Annotated in this window: 20 protein-coding genes and 1 pseudogene; 8 read left to right on the top strand and 13 right to left on the bottom strand. The window is 74.4% G+C overall.

Translation table 11 applies throughout. From position 1 onward, the window contains the following. Window positions 1-27: 27 nt before the first annotated feature. Window positions 28-2,151, bottom strand: coding sequence for an NAD-dependent DNA ligase LigA (gene ligA, locus ACSMHG_RS05765; RefSeq protein WP_435742545.1), 2,124 nt, complete (start codon window positions 2,149-2,151; stop codon window positions 28-30). A gap of 159 nt (window positions 2,152-2,310) precedes the next feature. Between ligA and ACSMHG_RS05760 the strand changes: the two genes are divergently transcribed. The 4 genes from ACSMHG_RS05760 to ACSMHG_RS05745 all read left to right on the top strand — a co-directional run bounded on the left by ACSMHG_RS05760 (window position 2,311) and on the right by ACSMHG_RS05745 (window position 5,535). Then, window positions 2,311-2,910: a TetR/AcrR family transcriptional regulator gene (locus ACSMHG_RS05760; protein WP_435742543.1), complete on the top strand. Its 600-nt coding sequence runs from the start codon at window positions 2,311-2,313 to the stop codon at window positions 2,908-2,910. A 17-nt stretch (window positions 2,911-2,927) separates the two neighbouring features. Further along, a complete protein-coding gene (locus tag ACSMHG_RS05755; protein WP_435742541.1) occupies window positions 2,928-4,541 on the top strand; it encodes an MFS transporter in 1,614 nt (537 codons plus the stop codon). A 68-nt stretch (window positions 4,542-4,609) separates the two neighbouring features. Further along, on the top strand, window positions 4,610-5,029 hold the full coding sequence (locus ACSMHG_RS05750) for a PadR family transcriptional regulator (RefSeq protein ID WP_435742539.1): 420 nt from the start codon (window positions 4,610-4,612) through the stop codon (window positions 5,027-5,029). Then, entirely contained in the window at window positions 5,026-5,535 is a 510-nt protein-coding gene (locus ACSMHG_RS05745; protein ID WP_435742537.1) for an HAAS signaling domain-containing protein, read from the top strand. The genes ACSMHG_RS05750 and ACSMHG_RS05745 overlap by 4 nt, the downstream gene beginning before the upstream one ends. Before the next feature lie 10 nt (window positions 5,536-5,545). Here ACSMHG_RS05745 and ACSMHG_RS05740 read toward each other — a convergent pair whose 3' ends face one another. From ACSMHG_RS05740 to ACSMHG_RS05690, 11 genes and pseudogenes are all read right to left on the bottom strand, one after another. Beyond that, window positions 5,546-6,562 (bottom strand): uroporphyrinogen decarboxylase/cobalamine-independent methonine synthase family protein, encoded by a 1,017-nt coding sequence (locus ACSMHG_RS05740; protein ID WP_435742535.1) that lies wholly within the window; start codon window positions 6,560-6,562, stop codon window positions 5,546-5,548. Next, on the bottom strand, window positions 6,559-7,677 hold the full coding sequence (gene mnmA, locus ACSMHG_RS05735; protein WP_435742533.1) for a tRNA 2-thiouridine(34) synthase MnmA: 1,119 nt from the start codon (window positions 7,675-7,677) through the stop codon (window positions 6,559-6,561). Before mnmA ends, ACSMHG_RS05740 begins: the two co-directional genes overlap by 4 nt. Before the next feature lie 37 nt (window positions 7,678-7,714). Continuing rightward, window positions 7,715-8,887, bottom strand: a complete 1,173-nt coding sequence (locus tag ACSMHG_RS05730) for a cysteine desulfurase family protein (protein WP_435742531.1) — start codon at window positions 8,885-8,887, stop codon at window positions 7,715-7,717. A gap of 133 nt (window positions 8,888-9,020) precedes the next feature. Continuing rightward, the gene (locus ACSMHG_RS05725) at window positions 9,021-10,013 is read right to left on the bottom strand and encodes an endonuclease/exonuclease/phosphatase family protein (protein WP_435742529.1); all 993 of its coding nucleotides are present in this window, start codon (window positions 10,011-10,013) and stop codon (window positions 9,021-9,023) included. Window positions 10,014-10,017: 4 nt separating this feature from the next. Beyond that, window positions 10,018-11,148: a glutamate 5-kinase gene (proB, locus tag ACSMHG_RS05720; protein WP_435742527.1), complete on the bottom strand. Its 1,131-nt coding sequence runs from the start codon at window positions 11,146-11,148 to the stop codon at window positions 10,018-10,020. Beyond that, window positions 11,141-12,694 carry a GTPase ObgE gene (gene obgE, locus ACSMHG_RS05715; protein WP_435742525.1) on the bottom strand — a complete coding sequence of 518 codons (1,554 nt, stop codon included), beginning with the start codon at window positions 12,692-12,694 and terminating at the stop codon, window positions 11,141-11,143. Before obgE ends, proB begins: the two co-directional genes overlap by 8 nt. A 97-nt stretch (window positions 12,695-12,791) precedes the next feature. Then, window positions 12,792-13,046, bottom strand: coding sequence for a 50S ribosomal protein L27 (rpmA, locus tag ACSMHG_RS05710; RefSeq protein WP_435742523.1), 255 nt, complete (start codon window positions 13,044-13,046; stop codon window positions 12,792-12,794). A 47-nt stretch (window positions 13,047-13,093) separates the two neighbouring features. Continuing rightward, window positions 13,094-13,402, bottom strand: coding sequence for a 50S ribosomal protein L21 (gene rplU / locus ACSMHG_RS05705; RefSeq protein ID WP_435742521.1), 309 nt, complete (start codon window positions 13,400-13,402; stop codon window positions 13,094-13,096). A gap of 976 nt (window positions 13,403-14,378) precedes the next feature. Then, window positions 14,379-17,063 (bottom strand): annotated as a pseudogene (locus ACSMHG_RS05700) (Rne/Rng family ribonuclease); the annotation flags it as partial. Window positions 17,064-17,366: 303 nt separating this feature from the next. Then, window positions 17,367-18,095 (bottom strand): TIGR03936 family radical SAM-associated protein, encoded by a 729-nt coding sequence (locus ACSMHG_RS05695; RefSeq protein ID WP_435742519.1) that lies wholly within the window; start codon window positions 18,093-18,095, stop codon window positions 17,367-17,369. A 21-nt stretch (window positions 18,096-18,116) separates the two neighbouring features. Then, window positions 18,117-19,256 (bottom strand): winged helix DNA-binding domain-containing protein, encoded by a 1,140-nt coding sequence (locus ACSMHG_RS05690; RefSeq protein WP_435742517.1) that lies wholly within the window; start codon window positions 19,254-19,256, stop codon window positions 18,117-18,119. Between the two features lie 18 nt (window positions 19,257-19,274). Here ACSMHG_RS05690 and ACSMHG_RS05685 point away from each other — a divergent pair, with 18 nt between their 5' ends. The 3 genes from ACSMHG_RS05685 to ACSMHG_RS05675 all read left to right on the top strand — a co-directional run bounded on the left by ACSMHG_RS05685 (window position 19,275) and on the right by ACSMHG_RS05675 (window position 22,887). Beyond that, on the top strand, window positions 19,275-20,252 hold the full coding sequence (locus tag ACSMHG_RS05685; RefSeq protein WP_435742515.1) for an endonuclease/exonuclease/phosphatase family protein: 978 nt from the start codon (window positions 19,275-19,277) through the stop codon (window positions 20,250-20,252). Continuing rightward, complete coding sequence (locus ACSMHG_RS05680; RefSeq protein ID WP_435742513.1) at window positions 20,249-21,430, top strand: MFS transporter; 1,182 nt, start codon at window positions 20,249-20,251, stop codon at window positions 21,428-21,430. Before ACSMHG_RS05685 ends, ACSMHG_RS05680 begins: the two co-directional genes overlap by 4 nt. A gap of 92 nt (window positions 21,431-21,522) precedes the next feature. Beyond that, window positions 21,523-22,887 (top strand): glycoside hydrolase domain-containing protein, encoded by a 1,365-nt coding sequence (locus ACSMHG_RS05675; protein WP_435742511.1) that lies wholly within the window; start codon window positions 21,523-21,525, stop codon window positions 22,885-22,887. Window positions 22,888-22,983: 96 nt separating this feature from the next. Here ACSMHG_RS05675 and ACSMHG_RS05670 read toward each other — a convergent pair whose 3' ends face one another. Next, the gene (locus ACSMHG_RS05670; RefSeq protein ID WP_435742509.1) at window positions 22,984-24,993 is read right to left on the bottom strand and encodes a TIGR03960 family B12-binding radical SAM protein; all 2,010 of its coding nucleotides are present in this window, start codon (window positions 24,991-24,993) and stop codon (window positions 22,984-22,986) included. 68 nt (window positions 24,994-25,061) lie between these two features. Between ACSMHG_RS05670 and ACSMHG_RS05665 the strand changes: the two genes are divergently transcribed. Next, on the top strand, window positions 25,062-26,183 hold the full coding sequence (locus ACSMHG_RS05665) for a calcium:cation antiporter (RefSeq protein WP_435742507.1): 1,122 nt from the start codon (window positions 25,062-25,064) through the stop codon (window positions 26,181-26,183). The last annotated feature ends 41 nt before the right edge of the window (window positions 26,184-26,224 follow it).

The following is a 26,224-nucleotide window of genomic DNA, read 5'->3' as shown; positions in this document are numbered from 1 at the left end:
CCCGGTTCACCGGGGACTCCTACAGCTTCAGCCGCTGACCGCCTCGGGCCCACCGTCGAGCAGGGCACGGAAGCCGTTCTCGTCGAGGATCGGCAGACCCAGCTGCTCGGCCTTGTCGGCCTTGGAGCCGGCGTTCTCCCCCACCACCACGTAGTCGGTCTTCTTCGACACCGAGCCCGAGGCCTTGCCGCCGCGGGAGAGGATCGCCTCCTTGGCCTCGTCGCGGCTGTAGCCCTCCAGCGAGCCGGTCACGACGACGGTCAGTCCCTCCAGCGTCCGCGGCGTCGACTCGTCGCGCTCGTCGGCCATCGTGACGCCCGCGGCGGCCCACTTCTCGACGATCTCCACGTGCCAGTCGACCGTGAACCACTCGATGACGGCCGCAGCGATGGTCGGGCCGACACCCTCGGCCGCCGCGAGCTCGGCCTCGGTCGCGGACCGGATCCGCTCGACCGAGCCGAACTCCTGTGCCAGCGCCCGGGCGGCCGTCGGGCCGACGTGGCGGATGGAGAGCGCGACGAGGACCCGCCACAGCGGCACGTCCTTGCGCTCGGCGAGGTGGTCGAGCAGCCGCCGGCCGTTGGCGTTGAGCTCCCTGGTCCCCGGTTCTCGAGGAGGCGCGCCAGCGCCGTCTCGAAGGGCCTCCTTCTTCGGGGCGCGGGTGAACAGCGGCACCCGGACCAGCTTCTCCTCGTCGAGGTCGAAGACGTCGCCCTCGTTGGCGATGACCCCGGCGTCCAGGAGGGCGGTCGCCGCCTCGTAGCCGAGACCCTCGATGTCGAAGGCCCCCCGGCCGGCGACGTGGTAGACCCGCTCACGCGCCTGCGCCGGGCAGCGCTGGTGGTTCGGGCAGCGCAGGTCCCGGTCGCCCTCCTTCTGCTGGTACAGCGGCGTGCCGCAGGCCGGGCAGTCGGTCGGCATCTCCCACTCCGCCAGCCCCTCGGGTCGGAGGGCGAGCACCGGGCCGACGATCTCGGGGATCACGTCGCCGGCCTTGCGGAGGATCACGGTGTCCCCTGGCCGCACGTCCTTGCGGCGCACCTCGTGGGCGTTGTGCAGCGTGGCCTTCTCGACGGTGGAGCCGGCCACCCGCGTGGGCTCCATCCGGCCGAACGGCGAGACCCGGCCGGTGCGACCGACCTGCACCTCGATCGCCAGCAGCCGGGCGTTGACCTCCTCGGGCGGGTACTTGAAGGCGATCGCCCACCGGGGGGCGCGGCTGGTCGACCCGAGCCGGCGCTGGAGCGCCACGTCGTCGACCTTGAGCACCACGCCGTCGATCTCGTGGTCGACGTCGTGGCGGTGCTCGCCGTAGTGCTCGATGTACTCCTGCGCCTCGGCGAGCGACTCGACCACGCGCACCCGGTCGGAGGTCGGGAGGCCCCACGCCCGCAGCGCGTCGTACGCCTGGGACTGCGCGCGCGGCTCGAAGCCCTCCCGCTTGCCCAGCCCGTGGCAGACCATGCCCAGCGCCCGGCTCGCGGTGACGCGTGGGTCCTTCTGGCGCAGTGAGCCCGCCGCGGCGTTGCGCGGGTTGGCGAACAGCGGCTTGCCGGCCTCGCCCATCGCCTCGTTGAGCCGCTCGAAGGCCGCCACGGGGAGGAAGACCTCCCCGCGGACCTCGACCAGCCGTGGCACCGGGTGCTCGTCGGAGCCGGTGAGCCGATGGGGCACGCCGTCGATGGTGCGGACGTTCGGCGTCACGTCCTCGCCGGTGCGCCCGTCGCCGCGGGTGAGGGCCCGGACCAGCCGACCGTCCTCGTAGAGCAGGTTGATCGCCAGGCCGTCCACCTTGAGCTCGCACAGGAGGGCCGCGGTCTCGGCACCGTCGCGGGCGAGCCGGGCATACCACGCCTCCAGCTCCTCGACGGAGAAGGCGTTGTCGAGGCTCTCCATCCGCTGGAGGTGGTCGACCGCGGTGAACTCGGTCGACACCGCACCGCCGACCTTCTGGGTCGGCGAGTCCGGCGTGCGCAGCTCGGGGAACTGCTCCTCGAGCTCCTCGAGGCGGCGCATCCGCTGGTCGAAGTCGGCGTCGGAGAGCGCGGGGTCGTCGAGCACGTAGTAGCGCCAGCGCGCCTCGTCGACCTCCTCGGCCAGCCGCCGGTGCTCCTCGCGTGCGTCCTCGGTGGCCGGGGTCGGATCGGTCATGGGCACATCTTGCCCGCCGCCGCGGACGTCCCCCGGGGAGCCCTGCGAGCCGCCCGGTCCAGACCGGTGGAATACCCGGCCCGGCCGCCGGGTTGGACGGTCGATGGAACGAAACGGTTCCGTTTCATCCAGGTGAACGCCAGGTGAAGGGAAGGCCGCATGACCGAGCCCGAGCACGCCGCCCGCCCCCGCGTCGAGGGCGAGCGGGAACGGGAGGTCCTCGACGCGACCCTCGAGGTGCTCGGCGACGTCGGCTACGACCGGCTGACCATGGACGCCGTGGCGGCGCGGGCGAAGGCCTCCAAGGCCACGCTGTACCGCCGGTGGACCTCGAAGGCCGGCCTGGTCGTGGACGCCGTCCACTCCACCAAGGCTCCGACGGAGCTCCCGGACACCGGGAGCCTCCGCGAGGACCTGCGCGTCCTGTTCTGCGGCGCAGGCCACGAGGCCGGCCTGATCGAGCCGACACAGGTGGCCCTGTTCGCCAGCGTCCTGACGGCCGTGGCGCGCGACGAGGACTTCGCGGCCGCGTTCCGCGAGCGGGTGCTGGCCCCCAAGGTGGCCCTGGCGCACCAGGTCTGGGAGCGGGCCCGCGAACGCGGCGAGATCCGCCCGGACGCCGACCTCGACCTCTTCGGCGCCGCCCTGCCGGGCATCGTCCTCCACCGCGTCTTCGTCCTCGGCGAGCCCCCGACCCCGGAGCTCGTCACCCGCGTCATCGACCAGATCGTCCTGCCCGCCGCCACCAGCGGCTGCTGAGAGAAGGAAGACCACCCATGTCCGACCCCACCACCACGGTCGCCGAGACCGCGGCGCCACGCAGCCCCCACCTGGGCTGGGCGCTCGTGCTCATCTCGGTCGCCCAGCTCATGGTCGTGCTCGACGCGACCATCGCGAACATCGCGCTCCCCTACATCGGCGACGACCTCGGCATCGGCGAGGCGAACCTCACCTGGATCGTCACCGGCTACGCGCTCGCCTTCGGCGGACTGCTGCTGCTCGGCGGCCGGCTCGGCGACCTCTACGGTCGCCGCCGCATCTTCATGGTGGGGCTCGCCGTCTTCGCCGTCGCCTCGCTCCTCGGCGGCCTCGCCACCAACGAGCCGCTGCTGCTCGCCTCCCGAGGACTCCAGGGCCTCGGCGCCGCGCTCGCCTCGCCGGCGGCGCTCGCCCTGATCACGACGACCTTCCCGGCCGGCCCCCAGCGCAACCGGGCGTTCGCGGTGTACGCCGCGATGTCGGGCGCCGGCGCGGCGGTCGGGCTGATCCTCGGCGGCTGGCTCACCGGGCTGGACAGCGCGTTCGGGATCGAGATGAGCGGCTGGCGGCTGACGTTCCTCATCAACGTCCCGATCGGCCTCGTCGCCGCGGCGCTCGCCCCCCGCGTCCTCGCGGAGTCCGAGGCGCACATCGGCGAGCTCGACGTGCCCGGCGCCCTCACCGGCACCCTCGGCCTGCTCGGCCTCGTCTTCGGCTTCACCCGGGCGGGCGAGCAGGCCCACGGCTGGAGCGATCCCACGACGATCGCCTCGCTCGCCGCCGGCGTGGCGCTGCTCGCGGCGTTCGCGGTCATCGAGTCCCGCGTGGCGCACCCGCTGCTCCCGATCCGGATCTTCCGCAACCGCACCAGGGCGGTCAGCTTCCTGGTGATGATGCTGGTGCCGGCGGCGATGTTCGCGATGTTCTACTTCCTGAGCCTCTTCATCCAGCAGGTCGTCGGCTACAGCCCCCTGCGGACCGGTTTCGCGTTCCTGCCGTTCTCGCTCGGCATCGTCTTCGGCGCCGGCCTGTCGTCCAACCTCGTCAACCGGATCGACGCCCGTTTCATCGCCGGCACCGGCACCCTGATGGCCGCCGTGGCGCTCTTCGGCTTCTCCCGCCTCGACGTCGACGACTCCGCCGCCAACCTCCTCGCCAGCTTCCGCTCCGGCGGCTTCGTCGGCTCCGACCTCAACTACTGGGCCTCGATCTTCCCGTTCATCCTGCTGATGTCGGTCGGCATGGGACTGACCTTCGTGCCGATGACCCTCACCGCCGTCCACCACCTGCGGGCCGAGGACTCCGGCATCGGCTCCGGCGTCCTCAACACGATGCAGCAGGTCGGCGGCGCCCTCGGCCTGGCGGTCCTGAGCACCGTCTCGCTCCACTTCGCCAACCGGACCGCCGACGACCTCGCCCCCGAGCTGGCCCGGTCCGCGGCCGGTCGCGTGCCTCCGGAGGAGCTCGGCACACTCCTCTTCCGCGGCTCGTTCACCGAGGGCGCCTCGGCCGCGTTCCTCGCGGGCTCGGTGCTGATCCTCGTCGCCTCCCTGCTGATCTGGACGCTGCTGGACGTCAAGCACACCGAGCTGGCCACGGACGGACCCGAGGGCGGGGTCCACGTCGGCTGACCCACGGTCCGCTCACCCGTGCCCCTGACTAGGTTGTGTCACTGACTAGTCGGGGGTACGGTCTAGTCATGGCCGACCGATCCCGCGGGCACGCTGAGCACCCTCCTGGCTGGCCCAGCGAGTGGCTGCGCAGCGTGCTGCCGCTCTGCGTGCTCGCGGTCGTCGCCGGCCACGAGCACGGCACCCACGGGTACGCCGTGGGGCGCGAGCTCGCCGACGCGGGCCTGGGCCGGGTGAAGGGCGGGACCCTCTACCCGGTCCTCGGCCGGCTGGAGGCCGACGGGCTCGTCACCTCCGCCTGGGGCGCCGGCGAGGGCGGCCCCGGGCGGAAGACCTTCGTCGTCACCCAGCAGGGCCGCGAGCACCTCGCGCAGCGTGCGCTCGCGTGGGGCGAGTTCACGACCCTGGCCGGCGCCCTGCTGGGTGTCGGTCCGCCGACCGGCAGACCAGCCGACCCCCCAGCGACCCCGGAAGGAAGCGCCCGATGATGAGCACAGACCACCACGTCGACCGCTACGCCCACCAGCTGCTCCTGGCCCTGCGCGGCCGCGAGGTGCCCAGCGACCGGATCGCCGAGGTCGTCGCCGAGGTCGAGAGCCACGTCGCCGAGACCGGCGAGGACCCGTGGGAGGCCTTCGGCACCCCACAGGAGTACGCCGCAGCCGTCGCCGGCGCCCGGACCGCACCGCGGGCGTGGACCTGGCTGGCCATCCTGCTCGGCGGCGCCGCCGGCTACCTCTCCGCGATGGTGGTCTTCGCGCTCGTCGTGCAGGAGCGCGACATCCACGGCGTACCGCTCGTCGTGGCGGCGCCGCTCGCATTGCTGCTCGCCGCGACCGCGGCGGTGACGGCGCAGTGGCACCACCGGCCGGTGGTCGACCCGCGCACCGGCCGGCGCCGGCTGCCCGGAGGCGGCGGACCCACGGTCGTCGTGCTGCTGGTGAGCCTCGCCGCCGTGGCGGGGGTCGCGGCGCTCACCCGCGGGCTCGGCTGAGCCCCACGGCTCAGACCCGGAGCCGCTCCGCGGCGCCGCGCAGCGCCAGCAGGGCGTCCCGTGCGAAGGCCGGGGTGACCCCGGCGAACCCGCAGGCCGGCGCCACGACCAGGCCTGGCGCCGTCCCTGGGTCCAGGCCCAGCATCTCCAGCCAGCGCAGCACCCGCTCGGCGACCGGACCGGCGGGCGTGACGGCCGACCCGGCGCCGGGCAGCACACCGAGGGCGACCGCGTCGCCGGCCTCGAGCGCCTCCGCCAGTGCGTCGTGGTCGGCCGCGTCGACCGTGCCGAGGTCGACCGAGAGCCCGACGGCGCCGGCACCACGGACCAGCGCCCACGGCGTCCCCGCCGCGCACCCGTGCACCCACGGCTCGGCGCCCGACTCGGCCACCGCCGCGAGGACCCACTCCAGGGCCTGCGAGACCTCGGGCCGGTCGACGCTGCGGTGCCGGTGGAAGCCGGAGGCGGTCGGCACGGCCCCGGACAGCACGGCGGGCAGGACCGGCTCGTCGACCTGCACCACCAGGCGCTCGACCTCGGGCAGGCGGCGGCGGAGGTCGGCGACGTGGGCGCGCACCCCCTCGGCCAGTGCCTGGGCCAGCTCCCGGCGGGCGCCGTGGTCGGCGAGGATCCGGTCGCCACGGGGTCGCTCCACGGTCGCGGCGAGCGTCCACGGACCCGCAAGCTGCACCTTGAACGGACCGCGGTAGCCCTGCGCCTGCTCCTCGAGCGCGTCGAGGTCCTGGCCGAGCAGGCTGCGCGCCCGGCGGTGGTCCATCCCCGGGGCACCCGAGGAGCCGGTGAGCCGCCACCCGGCCGGCTGCAGGTCCGCGTCGAGCCCGTCGACCACGGCCAGCGCGCGACCGGTCATCGACGCGGTCGCGCCGCGGCCGGGGACCTCGGGCAGGTACGGCAGCCCGCTGCCCTCGCCACGCTCCCCCAGCTCGCCGAGGACCACCCGCAGCGCCTCGTCGTACGCCGCCTGGTCCTCGCCGGGGTGCGAGCCGACGCCGGTCGCCAGCGTCATGCCGGCACCCGGTCGGTCGAGGCGATGGTGGCCGAGCCGACGACGCGGGTGCCGTCGTAGACGACGACGGCCTGCCCCGGCGCGATGCCGTACGCCGGGTCGTGCAGCTCGACCTCCACGCTCCGCTCCTCGCGAGGTCCGTGGACGCTCACGCGGGCGCGGTGCTCCTCGCCGTGGGCCCGCAGCTGCACGGTGACGCCGGGGCCGTCGAGCTCGGTGGGGACCGTGCCGCACCAGCGCGGACGGATGCCCCGCAGGTGGCGCACCGCCAGCCGCTCGCGCGGGCCCACCCGCACCGTGGCGGTGACCGGCTCGATGTCGAGGACGAACCGGGGCCTGCCGTCGGCGGCCGGGCGGCCGATCCGCAGGCCCTTGCGCTGGCCGATCGTGTAGCCGTAGGTGCCCTGGTGCCGGCCCAGCACCTCGCCGGTGGCGTCGTCGACGATGTCGCCGCCGTGGTTGGGCGCGCGGTCGCCGAGTCTCTCGCGCAGCCAGCCGGCGTTGTCGCCGTCGGCGACGAAGCAGATGTCGTGGCTGTCCGGCTTGTCGGCGACCAGCAGGCCCCGGGCGGCCGCCTCGGCACGGACCTCGGTCTTCGGCGTGTCCCCCAGTGGGAAGAGCGAGTGCCGCAGCTGCTCCTGGTCGAGGACCCCGAGCACGTAGGACTGGTCCTTGCCGGCGTCGGTGGCGCGGTGCAGCTCGACCAGCCCGTCGGCGCCGGTGCGCAGCCGGGCGTAGTGGCCGGTCGCGACCGCGTCGAAGCCCAGCGCGAGCGCGCGGTCGAGGACGGCGGCGAACTTGATCTTCTCGTTGCACCGCAGGCACGGGTTCGGCGTCCGCCCTGCGGCGTACTCGTCCATGAAGTCCTCGACGACGTCCTCGTGGAACCGGTCGCTCATGTCCCAGACGTAGAACGGGATCCCGATGACGTCCGCCGCGCGGCGTGCGTCGTTGCTGTCCTCGATCGTGCAGCAGCCGCGGGCCCCGGAGCGGTACGACGCGGGGTTGCGCGACAGCGCGAGGTGGACGCCGGTGACCTCGTGGCCAGCGTCGACGGCGCGGGCGGCGGCGACCGCGGAGTCGACCCCGCCGGACATCGCGGCGACGACCCTCATCGCTGCGCCACCGTCGACGTCGCCATCATCACGGGGGTCACCGGCGCGCGGCCCGGGCTCGCTCGACGACCGGGCCGATCGCCTCGACCACCGCGTCGACGTCGGCCTCGGCGCTGGTGTGGCCGAGGGTGAAGCGCAGGGAGTGGCGGGCCGCCTCCTCGTCACAGCCCATCGCGAGCAGCACGTGGGAGGGTTGGGGCACGCCGGCCGAGCAGGCCGAGCCCGTCGAGCACTCGATGCCGCGGGCGTCGAGCAGCATCAGCAGCGAGTCGCCCTCGCAGCCAGGGAAGCCGAGGTGGGCGTTGCCGGGGAGGCGGCGGCTCGGATGTCCGTGGAGGTGGGCGTCGGGCACGGCCTCGACGACCCGGCGCACCAGGTCGTCGCGGAGCCCCGCGACCCGGGCGGCGTGGTCGGCCTGGTGCTTGACGGCCAGCTCGACGGCGGCCGCGAACCCGGCGATGGCCGGGGTGTCGAGCGTGCCGCTGCGGATGTCGCGCTCTTGCCCGCCGCCGTGGACGATCGCGGTGACGTCGAGCTCCCGGCGCACGACGAGCGCGCCGACGCCGTACGGGCCGCCGACCTTGTGCCCGGTCAGGGTGAGGGCGTCGACCCCCGAGCGGGCGAAGTCCACCGGCACCTGGCCGACCGCCTGCACCGCGTCGGTGTGGACGGGGATGGCGTGGGGCGCGACCGCGGCGACGACCTCCTCGACCGGCTGGAGCGTGCCCACCTCGTTGTTGGCCCACATCACGCTGACCAGCGCCACGCTGGACGGGTCCCGCTCGACCGAGGACCGGAGCGCGTCGAGGTCCACGACGCCGTACCGGTCGACGGGGAGCAGCTCGACCTCGGCGCCGTGGTGCTCGGCGAGCCAGTGCAGCGGGTCGAGGACGGCGTGGTGCTCGACCGCCGTGGTGAGGATCCGGGTCCGGCGCCCGTCGGCCGCGCGGCGGGCCCAGAAGACGCCCTTGAGCGCCAGGTTGTCGGCCTCGGTGCCACCGGAGGTGAAGACCACCTCGCCGGGCCGGCAGCCCACCGCCTGCGCGATCCGCTCCCGCGACTCCTCGACGACGCGCCGGGCGTACCGGCCCGAGGCGTGCAGCGAGCTCGGGTTGCCGACCGCCAGCAGCTGGCTGGTCATCGCCTCCACCGCCGCGGGGACCATCGGCGTGGTCGCGGCGTGGTCGAGGTAGACGGTGCTGCGGGTCATGACGCCTCCCAGCCTACGGCGCACCCCCGCCACCCCGACGACGTGGGAGCCCTGCACGGTCGACGTGGGAGCCCTGCACGGTCGAGGTGGGAGCCCTGCACGGTCGGCGTGGCAGGTCTGCCCGGGGTGGAGGTCACTGTGGGGCGAGCTCGGCGACGACGGCGCGGTGGTCGGTGCCCCCGAGGGCCACAGTGCGCGCGGACCGGGCGGCGAGGTCGCCGCCGAGGAGGACGTGGTCGATCGGCACGAGGGGCCGGAGGAAGCCGAGGACCGGAGCGAGGCCGTTGTCGGGCCAGGTGGGGTGGAAGCCGGCGTTGGCGGCCTCGAAGGCGTCGCGGTAGCCGTCCTCGACCAGCAGCCGCAGCGGGGCGTGGTCGAGGGTGGCATTGAGGTCGCCGACCACGAGGTCGGCCTCCGCCCGGAGCGCGGCCCGGCGGATCACCCGGTGGTCGCGTCGCCAGTCGTCGGGGAGGAGCGGGGTGGACGCGTGGACGCCGAGCAGGCGCCAGCCGCCCGGCCCGCCGACGTCGACCTGCCAGGAGCCCAGCACGGTGTCCAGGCGGCGCGGCTCCGACAGCGGCACCCGGCTGAAGACCACGGTCCCGGCGGCAGGATCGTCCGGGTCCGGCGCGCCGGCGGAGTACGGCAGCACCTCGTCCAAGCCCGCGTCCCGCATCCGCCCCAGCGCCTCGACGCTCATCTCCGTCACGACGACCAGGTCGGCACTCTCGTGGCTGGCCAGCTCGACCAGCCCGAGCGCGTCGCCCTCGCCGTGGTAGAGGTTCGCGGTCACGACCACCAGGGAGTCGGCGTCCCGGGACGCGGGTGACTGGCCCCCGAGCCAGTACGGCGCGACCCACCAGCCGTGCAGCGCCACGCCGGCCAGGCCGAGCACCACCGGCAACAGCAGCGTCCGCCGGTGCGCGCGCAGGTGCACCAGTCCCGCGACCACCAGCGCCGCGGCGTACAGCGGGAGTGCGTAGGGCGCGAACGCCGTCGCCAGCACCGCCGGGCCCCACGCCACGTCGACGAGCCGGGCGGCCGTCAGCAGCAGCGCCGGCACGAGGAGCACGGCGAGCACCACGGCCGCGAGGTGGTCGCGCAGCCACCAGCCCAGGCGACGCACGGGCTCAGAGGAGGACGAGGTCGTCGCGGTGCACGACCTCGCGCTCGTACGCCGCGCCCAGCTCGCGCTTCAGGTCGTGCGAGGAGCGTCCGAGCAGGCCCGGCAGCTCCTCGCTGTCGAAGTTCACCAGCCCCCGCGCCACGGGGGCGCCCGCGTCGTCGGCGATGTCGACGGGGTCCCCGGCGTGGAAGGTGCCGGTCACGCCGGTGATGCCGGCGGCCAGCAGGGAGGCCCGGCGCTCGGTGACCGCGCGGACCGCGCCGGCGTCGAGCAGCAGCGTGCCCTTCGGCTCCGTGGCGTGGGCGAGCCACAGCAGCCGGGTCGGCCGCCGTCGGCCGGTCGCGTGGAAGAGCGTGCCGACGCGGTCGCCGGCCAGCGCGACCGCGGCGTTCTCGGCGGAGGTCAGCACCACGGGGATGCCGGCGCCGGTGGCGATCCGGGCGGCCTCCACCTTGGTCTGCATGCCGCCGGTGCCGACCCCGGCGGCGCCGGTGCCGCCGATGCTGACCGCGGCGAGGTCGTCCTCAGAGGCCACGTCGCTCAGCAGGGAGCTGCCGGGCTGGGAGGGCGCCGCGTCGTAGAGGCCGTCGACGTCGGAGAGGAGCACCAGCAGCTCCGCGTGGACGAGGTGGGCGACCAGCGCGGCCAGCCGGTCGTTGTCGCCGAACCGGATCTCGGAGGTCGCCACCGTGTCGTTCTCGTTGACGATCGGCAGCACGCCGAGCTCGAGCAGCTTCGCGAGCGTCTGGTGCGCGTTGCGGTAGTGCGCCCGCCGGGTCACGTCGTCGACCGTGAGCAGCACCTGCCCGGCGACGACGCCGTGCCGGGCGAGCTCCTCGGTGTAGCGGTGCACGAGCAGCCCCTGGCCGACCGACGCGGCGGCCTGCTGCGCGGGGAGGCCACGCGGCCGCCTGCGCAGCCCGAGGGGAGCCAGGCCGGCGGCGATCGCGCCGGAGGAGACGAGGACGACCTCGACACCGCGCGCCCGCACGGCCGCCAGCACGTCGACCAGCCGACGGACCCGCTCGGGGTCGATCCCCCCGGCTGCCGTCGTGAGCGACGAGGAGCCGACCTTGACCACGACGCGACGGGCGCCGGTCACGGCCGCCCGGGACCGACCCACGGGCTCACTCACCCGGGTCGTCCTCGAGCCAGTCGGGGTCCTCCGCGGTGCCGATCTCGTACGACGTGGGGCCGGCGGGGCGGTCGAGGCGGCGTGCCACGTCGGCGCGGGTCTCGCCCTCGACCCGCTCGTCCATCGCCTCGTCGATCGCGCGCCGGCGGCGCGCGGCGGGGCGGGACTCGTCGAAGCGCTGGTCCTCGCCGCGGCGGCCGAGCATCTCGGCACCGGCCTCCATGCCGGGCTGGAAGTCGAAGACGACGGAGTTGTCGGGGTGGCCGATGAGGACGGTGTCGCCCTCCTCCGCGCCGAGCTTGAGCAGCCGGTCCTCGACGCCGAGCCGGTTGAGCCGGTCCGCGAGGAAGCCGACGGCCTCGTCGTTGCTGAAGTCGGTCTGGCGCACCCACCGCTCGGGCTTGGTGCCGCGGACCCGCCAGCCTCGCTGTCCTGAGCCTGTCGAAGGGTCGTGCGTCTGCGTGACGGTGAAGTCCTCGCCACCGTCGGCCGACCCCGGCCGCAGCACAATCCGGGTGGCCTCGGCCACCGGCGTGGCCGCGCGGGCGGCCTGGACGATCTCCGCCATGGCGAAGGTGAGCTCGCGCAGGCCCGCACCGGAGGCGGCCGAGACCGGGATGACCCGGAGGCCACGGGCGCGCAGGTCGTCCACCGTGATGTCGGCGAGGTCTTGGCCGTCGGGCACGTCGACCTTGTTGAGCGCCACCAGGCGCGGCCGGTCCTCGAGGCCGCCGTACCGGCTCAGCTCGTTCTCGATGACGTCGAGGTCGTCGACCGGGTTGCGGCCCGGCTCGATGGTCGCGGTGTCGATGACATGGACGATCGCCGCGCAGCGCTCGATGTGGCGCAGGAAGTCGTGGCCGAGCCCACGGCCCTCGCTGGCGCCCTCGATGAGCCCGGGCACGTCGGCGACGGTGAAGGTGGTGTCGCCGGCCGTGACCACGCCGAGGTTCGGCACCAGCGTCGTGAACGGGTAGTCGGCGATCTTGGGACGCGCACGGGACATGGCGGCGATGAGGCTGGACTTCCCGGCGCTGGGGAAGCCCACGAGGCCGATGTCGGCGACGACCTTGAGCTCGAGCACGATCTCGAGCTCGTCGCCGGGCTCGCCGAGCAGCGCAAAGCCGGGCGCCTTCCGCTTCGCGCTGGCCAGCGCGGCGTTGCCGAGGCCGCCACGGCCGCCCTCGGCCACGACCATCTCGGTGCCGGCGCCGACCATGTCGGCGAGCACGGTGCCGTCCTTGAGGCTGACCACCGTGCCGTCGGGCACGGGGAGCACGAGGTCGGAGCCGTGGCCGCCGTTGCGGTGGCCGCCCGCCCCGTGACCGCCGTGCTCGGCACGCCGCTTGGGACTGTGGTGGTACTCGACGAGGGTCGTCACCTGCGGATCGACCCGCAGGATCACCGACCCGCCGGGGCCGCCGTTCCCGCCGTCGGGACCGCCCAGCGGCTTGAACTTCTCCCGGTGCACCGAGGCGACGCCGTTCCCACCACGTCCGGCGCTGACGTGCAGCGTGACGCGGTCGACGAAGGTGGGGACGGCCATGGTTCTTCTCTCCTGGAAATCACGAAGGGCGCCCCGGGTAGCGGGGCGCCCTTCGGTTGGTCTCGACTAGCTCGACCGACGGTTGTGTCGCCTCAGGTCACTCGCCCGGGACGATGTTGACGACGCGGCGACCGCGGCGGGTGCCGAACTCGACCGCCCCGCCCACGAGGGCGAAGAGGGTGTCGTCGCCACCGCGGCCGACGCCGGTGCCGGGGTGGAAGTGGGTGCCGCGCTGGCGCACGATGATCTCGCCGGCGTTGACGTTCTGACCGCCGAAGCGCTTGACGCCCAGACGCTGCGCGTTGGAGTCGCGACCGTTCTTGGTCGACGCCGCGCCCTTCTTGTGTGCCATGTCGTGTCCTTAGTTTCGCTGCAGTCCGCTGACCTGGAGCCGGGAGCTCACAGGGAGATGTCGGTGACCTTCACCTGGGTGTACTTCTGGCGGTGGCCCTGGCGCTTCTTGTAGCCGGTCTTGTTCTTGTACTTCTGGATGACGATCTTCGGGCCCTTGGTGGCGCCGACGACCTCGGCGGTGACCGAGGCGGAGCCGAGCTTGCCGGCGTCGGAGGTCACCGTCTCGCCGTCGACCACGAGCACGACCGGCAGGGTGAGCGAGTCACCGGCGGCCGTCGCGACCTTGTCGATCTCGATGACGTCGCCCACGGCAACCTTCTGCTGCTTGGCGCCTGCGCGCACGATCGCGTACACCGCGGTCTCCTTCGTCGGTCCTGCACATTTCAGGGATTCACGTTCATGGGTCCCCGGGCGCGCACGCTCGCGCGCCGCACGGGGAAGGGCACGCAACCAGCGCACCGAGGGTCAATACTACGGACGCGGGGCGACGACCGCAAAATGGCCGGTACGCCGCCCCGCGCGGCCGCTGCTAACGCTTGCGCGGGCCCTTGTTCTTCACGGGCACGTGCTCGACCTGCGGCGTCTCCGTCGCCGGATCGGCGCCCCCGGCACCCTCGACCGCCGGCGGCGGGCCCGCCGGGCGGGTCGCGCTGCGTCCGCGGGTCCGGGTGACCACCTTGGGCGCCGGCGGCGGCTCGGTCGGCTCGGCGGCCGGGGCCGGCTCGACCGGCTCGACGGCCTGCGCGGTCGCCGGCGCGCCCGGCGAGCCCGGCTCGCTGATCGACACCGGCTCGCTGACGACCGCGGGCTCCCCCGCCGGCCGGCTGGCCGCCCGGCGGCGGGTCCGGGTCACCACTCGCGGCGGTGCCGGCTCGGCGGGCGCCTGCTGCTCGGCCTCCTGCTCGGGCTGCTGCTGGGGTCGAGCGTCCTGCTGCTGGGTCTGGGGCTCGGCCGGTGCGTCGCCCTGCGAGTCGGCCGGCGCCTGGGTGTCGCGCTGGCTCTCCGACGGGCTCTCCGACGGGCTCTCCGACGGGGTTTCCCGCTGGGTGTCCGGCTGGCTGCCCGCCCGCGAGCCCGACCGGCTCCTGCTGCGCTGCCGACCGCGGGATGACCGCTCCGGCGCCTCGGCGGAGGTCTCCTGTGCCTCGGCGGCGTCAGCGGTGTCCGGCCCCGAGTCGTCGCCGTCGCCGGCCCGCTGGGCCGACGGGTCGGTCCCGGTCGGCTGCTCCGGCCGGTCCTCGGCCCGCGCCATCGCGGCGACGTCGGCCGGCGAGGGGGCCTTGCCCCCGTTCGCCTGCCCGCCGCCCTGCTTCTGGTCCTGCTTCGGGGACTGGTCGTCGTCCTTGCCCCGGCCACCGCGCCGGCGACCGCCGCGACCGCGGCTGTCGTCGTCGCCCTTGTTCGGGTCGACCGGCGCGTCGTGGATGACCACACCCCGGCCCTGGCAGTGCTCGCAGTTCTCGCTGAACGACTCGACGAGACCGGTGCCGATCCGCTTGCGGGTCATCTGCACCAGGCCCAGCGAGGTCACCTCGGCGACCTGGTGGCGGGTGCGGTCGCGGCCCAGGCACTCCACGAGCCGGCGCAGGACCAGGTCGCGGTTGGACTCCAGGACCATGTCGATGAAGTCGACGACGATGATGCCGCCGATGTCGCGCAGCCGGAGCTGGCGCACGACCTCCTCGGCCGCCTCCAGGTTGTTCTTGGTGACGGTCTCCTCGAGGTTGCCGCCGGAGCCGGTGAACTTGCCGGTGTTGACGTCGACCACGGTCATCGCCTCGGTGCGGTCGATGACCAGCGAGCCGCCGGACGGCAGCCACACCTTGCGGTCCAGCGCCTTCGCGATCTGCTCGTCCACGCGGTAGGTGGTGAAGGCGTCCTTGCCGCCGTGCTCGGCGGGCTCGTAGCGCTCGAGCCGCTCCTGCAGGTCCGGGGCGACGTGCTCGACGTACCCGCTGACGGTGTCCCAGGCGTCCTGGCCCTCGATGACGAGCTTCGAGAAGTCCTCGGTGAACAGGTCGCGGACGACCTTGAGGGTGAGGTCCGGCTCGCCGTACAGCATCTGCGGCGCGCTGCCCTTGGCCTTCTTCTCGATGTCCTCCCAGCGGGCCTTGAGACGCTCGACGTCCCGGGTCAGCTCTTCCTCGCTGGCCCCCTCGGCCGCGGTGCGGACGATGACGCCGGCGCCGTCGGGGACGATCTCCTTCAGCAGCGTCTTGAGCCGGTTGCGTTCGGTGTCGGGGAGCTTGCGGGAGATCCCGCTGGTGGTGCCGTCGGGCACGTAGACCAGGAACCGGCCGGCCAGGCTGATCTGGCTGGTCAGCCGGGCGCCCTTGTGCCCGATCGGGTCCTTGGTGACCTGCACCAGGACCGACTGGCCCGAGGAGAGCACCGACTCGATCTTGCGCGGCTGGCCGTCACGGTGGCCGAGCGCCGACCAGTTGACCTCGCCGGCGTAGAGCACGGCGTTGCGGCCCTTGCCGATGTCGATGAACGCCGCCTCCATGGAGGGCAGGACGTTCTGCACCCGGCCGAGGTAGACGTTCCCGATGAGCGAGGTCTGCGACTCGCGGGCGACGTAGTGCTCGACGAGCACCTTGTCCTCGAGCACGCCGATCTGCGTGAGGTCCTCGCGCTGGCGGATCACCATGACCCGGTCGACCGCTTCGCGGCGGGCCAGGAACTCCGCCTCGCTCACGATCGGCGCGCGGCGCCGGCCGGCCTCGCGGCCCTCGCGGCGACGCTGCTTCTTCGCCTCGAGCCGGGTGGAACCGGACACTGCGGTGATCTGGTCGTCGCCCGTCCGGCTCTGACGGGCCCTGCCGGAGGACCTCTCCGAGCCCCGGTCGGCGCCCTTGTCCGTGCTCTTGTCGGCGTCACCGTCGTTGCCCTCGCCGGAGTCGCCCGAGCGGCGGCGGCGCCGCCGGCGCCTGGAGGAGCTGCTGCCCTCACTCTCGGCGTCGTCGCCCTGGTCGCCACCCTGGCCCTTGGCCTCGCCCGACTCCTCGGCACCGGCCGAGGCGTCGGCGGACCGCTCGGAGCCGTCCTGGGCGTCGCGGTCCTGCTGGCCGGCCTCGCCGTCGCCGCCACCGCCGGACTTGCGCCGCCGCCGGCCGCCGCGACGGCGGCGTCGGCGACCGGAGCCGCCGCCCTCGCCGTTCTCGTCGCCGTCCTCGTTGTCCTCGTTGTCCTCGTTGTCGTCGTTGTCGTCGTTGTCGTCGTCTTCGCTGTCGTCCTCGTCGCTCTCGTCGGCGACCGCCGCCGGCGGCTCGACGGTCGGCTCGCCGGGGGCCACCTCGGCATCTTCGGCGGCCGCTGCAGCGTCGGCGGGCTCGACGGCGGTCACGTCCTCGACGGCCTCGGCGTCGCTGGGCGCCTCCGCCGGCGCGGGGGCCGTCCTCTTGCGGCTCCGACGGGCCGGCGCCTTGACCGGCTCCGGCGCCTGGAACAGCGGAACGGCGGCCGGGCGGCCCTCGTCGGCTGGGGTCGCCGCCTCCTCGCCGGCCTCGGCCGTCGGCGTCGCCACGTCCGCCTCCGCGGCGGCGGCCTTCTTGGCCGGGGCCTTCTTCGCCGTCTTCTTCGCCGCCGTCTTCTTGGCGGTCGCCTTCTTCGCCGCCGCCTTCTTGGCCGGCGGCGCGGCGTCCGCGCCCTCGGGCGTCCCGGCCGCGTCCTCCGCCGACGCCTGCTCCGACGCCTGCTCCGGGGCCTGCTCGAGGGGCAGCTCCGGCTCCGGGGCGGCGGCCTTCTTGGTCGTGCGCCGGGTGGCCTTCTTGGCGGGCGGCGCCTCGGCAGGTGCCGGCGCGGCCGGCGCCTGCTCGGCGGTGGCGTCCCCGGAGGCGCCGTCCGGGGCAGCGGCCTTCTTGGCGGCCGCCTTCTTCGCCGTCGCCTTCTTGGCGGGCGCCTTCTTCGCGGGCGCCTTGCGCGCCGTCTTCTTCGCCGGCGGCCCGTCGGGCTCGGCGGCGGCCGCGCCCTCGGTGGTCTCGGTAGGGGCGACCTGCAGGTCGTCGTCAGCCATGTGCTGCTCCTCGGCCCGGCGCCCTGCGGGCGTCCGAGCGGTCCGACGCCGCGGACCCGCGTGCTCAAGGTCGACGGCGCAAAGCCTTCATGTGGCGGCGACACGCTCCGCGGTGTGCGTCACCGGGCGCCGGGAGCCACCTGCCGCGGTCGCCGGGCCCTGTCACGGCCGCGTCGCGGTCTGGCGACGACCAACGCCCCGCGTGCTGGTCCACAGGGTGCGGACCGGCGAGGCATCGTCGGGTCGACCAGGTCGACCGTGGCGAGTATCGCACACCGCAGCCACGACCACAGCGACCCCGGCTCAGGCGCGGGAGCGCAGCGGGTCCCCGACCCGTCCGGTGGCCTCGTCGAGCGGGCCCTGGGCCACCCGGGTGAGCAGTGGTGCCGGGCCGGAGTCGAGGCCTGCGGTGGCGCGCAGCCCCGTGAGGACGTCGTCGGGTCGCACCGCCGGCACGGCGTGTCGCAGCACCAGGTCGAGGCGGGCGCCCGCCGCCGAGCCCTCCGGTGCGGGGCCGGCCGCCAGGGAGACGACGGCGGCGCGGCAGTCGAACTCCCGGAGCCCCTTCTTCGTCATCCGCTCGACCGGGACCTCGTCGGCGGCCAGGAACACGGCGACGGCGGTCTCTGCCTCGATCGGCGCGGCCGAGACGTCGGCGTACCAGTGGCTCGCCTGGAGCAGGTCGGCCAGGGAGCCTCCGGGCGACTCGACGACCTCGAGGATGTCGAGCCCCTCCGGCAGTGCCTCCTCGAGGCTGCGGTGGATGTCGGCGGGGTCGACGACCGCCGCCAGCGCGATCTCGAGGAACTCCGCCTCGCTGGCCGAGCCGGTCGGTGCTGCCCCCGCGTAGGAGATCCGCGGGTGCGGGTTGAAGCCGGAGGAGTACGCCATCGGCACCCGCGCCCGGAAGACCGCCCGCTCGAAGGCCCGGCTGAAGTCACGGTGGCTGGTGAACCGGAGCCGGCCGCGCTTGGCGTACCGGATCCGCAGCCGCTGGACGGGTGGGGCCTGCTGCTCGGGCTGCTCACGCACCCGCGGAATCCTACGGCGCGCTCACCGCTCCGGCCTCATGGCGGGCGAGGGGTAGACGGTGCCGACCCGCTCGCCGGCCAGCCAGGCGCCCAGCCGCGCCGCCTCCGCCTCGAGCGCCCGCCGTGCCACCGGCGGCACGTCGACGACCGTCCGGACCTCGACCGCACCCGCGGGGTCCTGCACCCAGCAGCCCACGACCCGCCCGTCCCACCAGGCGGTGGTCCCGGCGTTGCCGTTGCGGTCGAAGAGGACCTGCGCGTGCGGGCCGAGGTACCAGTCGCGGCCCTTCCAGCCCATCGTCGTCGCGTCCAGCACCGGCAGCAGCGCCGCCCACGGCTCCGGGGCCGCGACCTCGGCCAGGTCCTCGGGGTGCAGCCAGCCGGTGCCGCCGCCGTCCAGCGTCACTCCCACGGCGCCGACGGCGGCCAGGGCGGCCCGGACGGCGGTCCTCGTGGCGCCCAGCCACCAGACCAGGTCGTCCTCCGTGCCGGGGCCGAAGGACCACAGCCAGCGCTGCACCAGCTCGGCGTACCCCTCCTCGGGCGGGAGCGGTGCCGGTGGCTCCCCCAACCAGTGCTCCATGGTGGTCCACCGGGGCCGGAAGACGCGCCAGTGCTGGGTGTTGCGACCGCGGACGACCCGGGCCCGGGCGCCGAGGACCGTCAGCAGGCGGCCGGTGAGCTGGCTGCTCGTCAGCCCGGGCACGCTGGCCCGGACCTCGGCGGCGGTCAGGCCCTCGGGGTGGTCGGCCAGCAGGTCCAGCACGTCGGCGCACCGCTCCTCCACCCACGCCTCCCCGTCGGACGCGAGACCCGCCGCGACCGCGTCCTTGGCGACCTTGGCGCGCTCGGCGGGGGCCACCCGGGCGGCGGCGCTCCCCCAGACGGCGGGGAGCAGGTCGCGGGGGACGGCGAACATCGTGCGCCGCATCCCCAGCTGCTTGACCAGGCTGCGGTCCTCGACCAGCGCGTCGTCGAGGTCGGCGATCGTCACCGCGTCGACACGCGCCCGGACCGAGAGGTACGGCGTCGCCGGCTCGGTGGCGTGCAGCGCCGTGAGCGCGCGCGTGGCGGTCACCGCGTCGGCGGCACGGTGGGCCGGCGCCAGCGCGTGCCGCACCGCGAGCCGTGCCCGCCGCTCGTTGTCCGTCACGTGGCGCACGGCGCCTATCCTGCACCAGTGCTTCGCTGGGTCCACGGGCTCTTCGCGCTCGTCGCCCTCGCGACGATCGTCGCCCTCGTCGTCCTCTGGCCGCGACCCGACCCGGTGCCCGGTCCGGGCACCGGCGCGCCGACGCCGAGCGGCCTGCCACTCCCCTCCCCGCCGGAGCCGTCGGCCACCACGCCGAGCGCGCCGGGCACCGGCGGGCCGAGCGACCCCGCCTCGACGCCGGACCCGACCTGCACCGCCGTCGGCACCGACCGGCTCGTCGTGCTGACCTTCAACATCCACGGGGGCCTCGGCGGCGGTGGCCTGAACCTCGAGCGGGTGGCGCAGGAGATCGAGGCGTGGGACGCCGACGTCGTGCTGCTGCAGGAGGTCGACCGGTTCCGCGCGCGGTCCGGCTTCGTCGACCAGCCGACCTGGCTCGGCACCCGGCTCGACATGAACGTCGTCTTCGGACGCAACGTCGTCCGGGCACCGGAGCGGCAGGGCGCCCCGCGGTCGGAGTACGGCACCGCCGTGCTCACCACCTTGCCGGTGCGCCGCTGGGACAACCGGCTGCTCCCCCGCCGGCCCGGCCAGGAGCAGCGCGGCCTGCTGCGGGCGGTCGTCGAGCTCGACGGCCGGCCGCTCGACGTCTACAACACCCACCTCCAGCACACCCGCGGCGGCATCCGGATCGCCCAGCTCCGGGCCATCCGCCGGATGGTCCGCGCCTCGCCGCACCCGTTCCTGCTGGGCGGCGACCTCAACGCCACCCCCGACTCCCCGGCGATGGGTGTCGCCTACACCTTCGCCGAGGACCCGTGGCCGGTCGTCGGAGAGGGACCGGGGCTGACGGTGCCGCCCCGGGTACCGAGGCGGAGGATCGACTACGTGCTGCACTCCGATCCGCTGGTGCCGACCAGCGCCCAGGTCTTCCAGTCCGCGATCAGCGACCACCGGGCCGTGCGCGTCGCCTTCGACGTGCCGCGTGCCGGGTGCGGCCGGTGACGACCCGCCGCGCCGGGCTCCTGCTGCTCGCCGGCATCGTCCTGCTGTCGCTGAACCTCCGCCCGGCCGCGGTCAGCGTGGGCCCGGTGCTCGACGAGGTCCGCGACGCGTTCGACATGTCCGGTGCGACCGCCGGGCTGCTCACCTCGCTGCCGGTGCTCGCCTTCGCCGTCTTCGGCGCGCTGGCGCCGGCAGCGGCCCGGGCCGTCGGCCTGCACCGGGTCACCCTGCTGGCACTGCTCTGCGTCGCCGGCGGGCTGCTCGGCCGGGCCGTCGCCGGGGACGAGGCGGTCTTCCTGCTCCTCTCGCTGCTCGCCCTGGTCGGGATGGCGATGGCGAACGTCCTGCTCCCCTCACTGGTCAAGCTGCACTTCCCCGACCGGGTCGGTCCCTTGACGGCCGTCTACACGACGGCGCTCGCCGTCGGGCTGACCGCCGCCCTGGCGCTGACCGTGCCGCTCGCACAGGCCACCGGTGGCTGGCGCACCGGGCTGGGCCTGTGGGCGGTGCCCGCGCTGCTCGCCGCCGTCCCCTGGCTCGGCCTGCTCGCCCACGACCGCAAGCCCGAGGGCCCGACCCGGGCCATCGGGTACGCCGAGGTGGCGCGCACGCCGCTGGGCCTGGCAATGGCGCTCTTCTTCGGCCTCCAGTCGATCCAGGCGTACGCCGTCTTCGGCTGGTTCGCGCAGCTGTGGCGCGACAGCGGGTGGTCACCGACCGCCGCCGGCCTGCTCGTGGCGCTGGTCGCCGGCGTCAGCATCCCCCTGTCGTGGTTGCTGCCGCGGGTGCTGGCCGCCCGCGAGGACCCGCTGCCGGTGCTGCTCGCGGTGATCGCCTGCTACCCCGTCGGCTACGTCGGCCTGCTCGTGGCGCCGTACACCCTGGCGCCGCTCTGGGCGCTGCTCGTCGGCGCCGGGTGCTGCACCTTCCCGCTCATCCTCACCCTCGTCGGCCTGCGGGCGCGGACCTCGGAGGGCACGGCCGCGCTGTCGGCGTTCACCCAGTCCGCCGGCTACCTCCTCGCGGTCGCCGGCCCCTTCGCCGTCGGCGTGGTCCACGACGCGACCGGCGGGTGGACCTGGCCGGTGGTGCTGCTGCTCGCGCTGAGCCTGCCGCTGGCGGCGGTCGCCGTCTACGTGGCGCGACCGCTGGCCGTCGAGGACCAGCTGGCGCGCTGATCCTTGACCGAGTCCTGGTGCGCGCCCGCCGCGCGACGTACCCTCGGAGGGGCTGTCGGGAGCCGCGCGACGCCACCTCACCTGGAGTCCCCATGCCGAAGCCGCACCGCTCGCCCGCCCGCGCGTTCGCGCGCGTCGCCGCCGCCGTGACCGCGCTGGTCGCGGGGGTCGCCGGGGTGGCCCTCGCCTCCCCCGCCGTGGCCGCCCCGACGCCGGCCCCGACCCCGGGCAACTTCAGCGGCTACGCCTTCGACGCCCGCTGCGCGCCCACGCAGGAGGAGATGGACGCGTGGCTCGCGCACTCGCCGTTCTGGGGCGCGGGCATCTACCTCGGCGGGTCGATGATGTCGTGCGGCTCGGGCACCGGCGACCCGGGGCAGCAGCACCTCGACGCGACGTGGGTGCGGCGCCAGAGCGCCGCCGGCTGGCGGCTGCTGCCGATCTGGGTGGGGCCGCAGGCCTCGTGCAGCACCCGCGACTTCGCCGACGACATCGACCCCGAGCCCGGGAGCACGGGGGCGTACCCGGCCGCCGAGGCGCAGGGGCGCGCCGAGGCCGCGTCCGCCGTGAGCCGGGCGCGGGCGCTCGGGATCGCCGGAGGCAGCACGCTCTGGTACGACCTCGAGGACTTCGACGTCGCCGAGACCGACTGCCGCCGCTCGGCACTGCGCTTCCTCTCCGGCTGGACCCTCGGGCTCCGCTCCGCCGGCTACCGGTCCGGGGTGTACTCCAACATCGACGCCGGCATCCACGCCCTCGACTACGCCGACCAGGTCTCGCGCGGCTCCTACGAGATGCCCGACCAGGTTTGGTACGCGTGGGAGAACGGCGCGGCCGACACCCGCGTCAAGCCCGACAAGGTGCGGTCCTCCAGCTGGGCCGGCGAGCGGGTGCACCAGTACGAGCTCGACGAGACCGCGACGTACGGCGGCGTCACGCTCAGCATCGACCGCAACTACCTCGAGGTCGGTGGCGGCTCCGTCGCCCCGCCCGCGCGGCGCGTGTGCGGCGGCGTACGGCTCGACCGTGGGCACTACCCGGCGCTGAAGCGGGGCCGGTCCGGAGCCGCTGTCCGCGTGCTGCAGTGCCTGCTGAAGGAGCACACCCGGTACCGCGAGCGCCTCGACGGCCGCTTCGACCGCGGCGTGGTCCGGGGCGTGCGCTCCTTCCAGCGCAAGGTCGGCCACCGCACCAACGGGCGGGTCACCGCCCGCACCTGGACCGCGCTGCTCGCCCGCGGCGAGACACCGCTGCTGAAGGAGGGGTCCGCCGGCCACGCCGTGCGCCATCTGCAGCGGGCGCTCACCGCCGCCACGCCCGGCCGGGTCACCGCCTCCGGCGTGCTCGACCGCTCGACGAGCGTCCGGCTGGTCCGCTACCAGCGCCAGGTCGGCGTGCCCGCGACCGGCGTCGTCGGTCCGGACACGTGGGCGGCCCTGCGGGCCGGACGGCGCTGACGCGCGGAGCTCGCCCGCCCGTCCACCTCGTGGGGGCCACCCGAACCGCGCGATCGAACGGTTGCGGCGGCGACCGACCGACCGACGAACGAGCGCTCAGACGACGCTGAGCGGCAGCAGCTGCCGCCCCGTCGGCCCGATCTGGATCTCGGTGCCCATCTCGGGGCAGACGCCGCAGTCGTAGCACGGCGTCCAGCGGCAGTCCTCGACCTCGACGTCGGCCGAGCCGTCGGCCACCGCGAGGGCGTCCTCCCAGTCCGACCACAGCCAGTCCTTGTCGAGGCCGGAGTCGAGGTGGTCCCAGGGCAGCACCTCGTCGTACCCGCGCTCGCGGGTGGTGTACCAGGCCAGGTCGACGCCGCCGCCGTCCGAGGCGGGGAGGGCGGAGAGCGCACGCTCGGAGGCGGCCACCCACCGGTCGTAGGAGAAGTGCTCGCTCCAGCCGTCGAACCGGCCGCCGTCGCGCCAGACCTCCTCGATGATCCGGCCGACCCGCCGGTCGCCCCTCGAGAGCAGTCCCTCGATGATGCCGGGCTTGCCGTCGTGGTACCGGAAGCCGATCGCGCGGCCGTACTTCTTGTCGTCGCGCACCGCGTCGCGCAGCTTGCGCAGCCGCTCGTCGGTGGTCTCGTGGTCCAGCTGCGCCGCCCACTGGAACGGCGTGTGCGGCTTGGGCACGAACCCGCCGATCGACACGGTGCACCGGATGTCGTTGCGTCCGGAGACCTCGCGGCCCTTGGCGATGACCCGCTTGGCGAGGTCGGCGATCTGCAGGACGTCCTCGTCGGTCTCGGTCGGGAGACCACACATGAAGTAGAGCTTCACCTGACGCCAGCCGGAGGAGTACGCCGCGGCGACGGTGCGGATGAGGTCCTCCTCGGTGACCATCTTGTTGATCACCTTCCGCATCCGCTCCGAGCCGCCCTCGGGGGCGAAGGTGAGCCCGGAGCGGCGACCGTTGCGGGAGAACTCGTTGGCCAGGTTGATGTTGAAGGCGTCGACGCGCGTCGAGGGCAGCGAGAGCGAGACGTTCTGGCCCTCGTACCGGTCGGCCAGGCCCTTGGCCACGTCGGCGATCTCGGTGTGGTCGGCGCTGGAGAGCGAGAGCAGGCCGACCTCCTCGAAGCCGGACTTCCGGATGCCGTTCTCGACCATGGCGCCGATGGTCTCGATCGAGCGCTCGCGCACCGGGCGGGTGATCATGCCGGCCTGGCAGAAGCGGCAGCCACGGGTGCAGCCGCGGAAGATCTCGACGCTGAACCGCTCGTGGACGGTCTCGGCCAGGGGCACCAACGGCTTCGCCGGGTACGGCCACGCGTCGAGGTCCATGAGGGTGTGCTTGGTGACCCGGAACGGGATCCCGGGACGGTTCGGGACGACCGAGACGATCGCGCCGTCCGGGGCGTAGGAGACGTCGTAGAACTTCGGCACGTAGACGCCGCCGCTCACGGCCAGCCGGCGCAGCAGCTCGTCGCGCGCGCTCTCCATGTCGCCGGAGGGCCGCCCCTGCGCCTTCCACTCCCGGACCACCTCGGAGATGGCGAGCACGACCTCCTCGCCGTCACCGAGCACGGCGGCGTCGACGAAGTCCGCGATCGGCTCCGGGTTGAACGCCGCGTGGCCGCCGGCGAGGACGACAGGGTCCTCGTCCGTGCGGTCGACCGCGTGCAGCGGGATGCCGGCGAGGTCGAGGGCGTTGAGCATGTTCGTGTAGCCGAGCTCGGTGGAGAAGCTCAGCCCGAGCAGGTCGAAGGCGCGCACCGGGCGGTGGGCGTCGACGGTGAACTGCGGGATCGGGCCGTGCTCGTCCCCGGCGCGCATGACCTCCTCGAGGTCCGGCCAGACGGCGTAGGTCCGCTCCGCGACGATCCAGTCCCGCTCGTTGAGCACCTCGTAGAGGATCTGCACGCCCTGGTTGGGCAGGCCGACCTCGTAGGCGTCGGGGTACATCAGCGCCCACCGGACGGTCTCGCCGGCCTCGGTGGCGGCGCCGCAGTCCCAGTCCTTGACGGTCGAGTTGAGCTCGCCGCCGACGTACTGGATCGGCTTCGACACCGACGGGAGCCGGGGCTCGAGTCGCGGGAAGACGGACGCGGGGGCGGGCATGGGGGACCTCTCCGGAGCAGTGCGGGGACCGGTCAAGCCTACGGTCCCTGCCCCGATAGGTTCGAACCGTGAGCAGCCCCGGCGTCCGAGGTCCCTTCCAGTGGTCGCTGGGCGTGCCGGTCCTGGCCGCCCTCGTCCTGCTCGCCACGTGGACCCGGCACGAGCACTGGTCCGTGCTCGTCCTGGTCGCCGTCGCCCTGGTGGGAGCCGTGGTCGCCGCGGTCCACCACGCCGAGGTGGTGGCGCACCGGGTCGGCGAGCCGTACGGCTCCCTCGTCCTCGCCGTCGCCGTGACGGTGATCGAGGTGGGCCTGATCGTCATGCTGATGACCTCCGGCGGCGAGGGGACGAGCACCTACGCGCGGGACACGGTGTTCGCCGCCGTGATGATCACGCTGAACGGCATCGTCGGCGTCTCCCTGCTGGTCGGTGCGCTCAAGCACCACCTGGTGAGCTTCAACGCCTCCGGCACCGGGTCGGCCCTCACCACGGTCATCACCCTGGCCAGCCTGACGATGGTGCTGCCGTCGTTCACGACCTCCGGCCAGGGTCGGGAGTTCGCGCCGTCCCAGCTGGCCTTCGCCGCGGTCGCCTCGATCGTCCTCTACGCCGGATTCGTCTTCACCCAGACCGTGCGGCACCGCGACTTCTTCGTGCCGGTGACCAGTGACGAGTACGGCCAGGTCACGGGCCTGCTGGACGAGGACGGCGACGACCACGCCGACCCGCCCTCGGACCAGGAGACGCTGCTCAGCCTCGGGCTCCTGGTCGCCGCGCTGGTCTCCGTCGTCGGGCTGGCCAAGCTGCTCTCGCCCAGCATCGAGGACGGCGTCGCGGGCCTCGGCTTCCCCTACGGCGTCGTCGGCGTGGTCATCGCGCTCCTCGTGCTCGCGCCGGAGTCGATCGCCGCGGTCCGCAACGCCCGCCGGGACCGGGTCCAGACCAGCCTCAACCTCGGGTACGGCTCGGCGATGGCCTCCATCGGCCTGACCGTGCCCACGATCGCGGTCGCCTCGATCTGGCTCGAGGGCCCCCTCGTGCTGGGTCTGGAGACCACCCAGCTGGTGTTGCTGTGCATCACCGTCGTCGTCTCCGTGCTCACCGTCGTGCAGGGCCGGGCCAAGGCCCAGCAGGGCCTGGTCCACCTGGCGCTCTTCGGCGCGTTCCTCTTCCTCACCGTGGTGCCCTGACCCGTCGAGGTGGCGCGCCCGCACGGTCGAGGTGGCGCGCC

It is taken from the genome of Nocardioides ureilyticus (assembly GCF_051280745.1).
In the GTDB taxonomy this organism is placed as follows: Bacteria; Actinomycetota; Actinomycetes; order Propionibacteriales; family Nocardioidaceae; genus Nocardioides.
The sequence above is the reverse complement of the archived record's forward strand: the minus strand, read 5'-3'. Positions and strand labels throughout refer to the sequence as shown.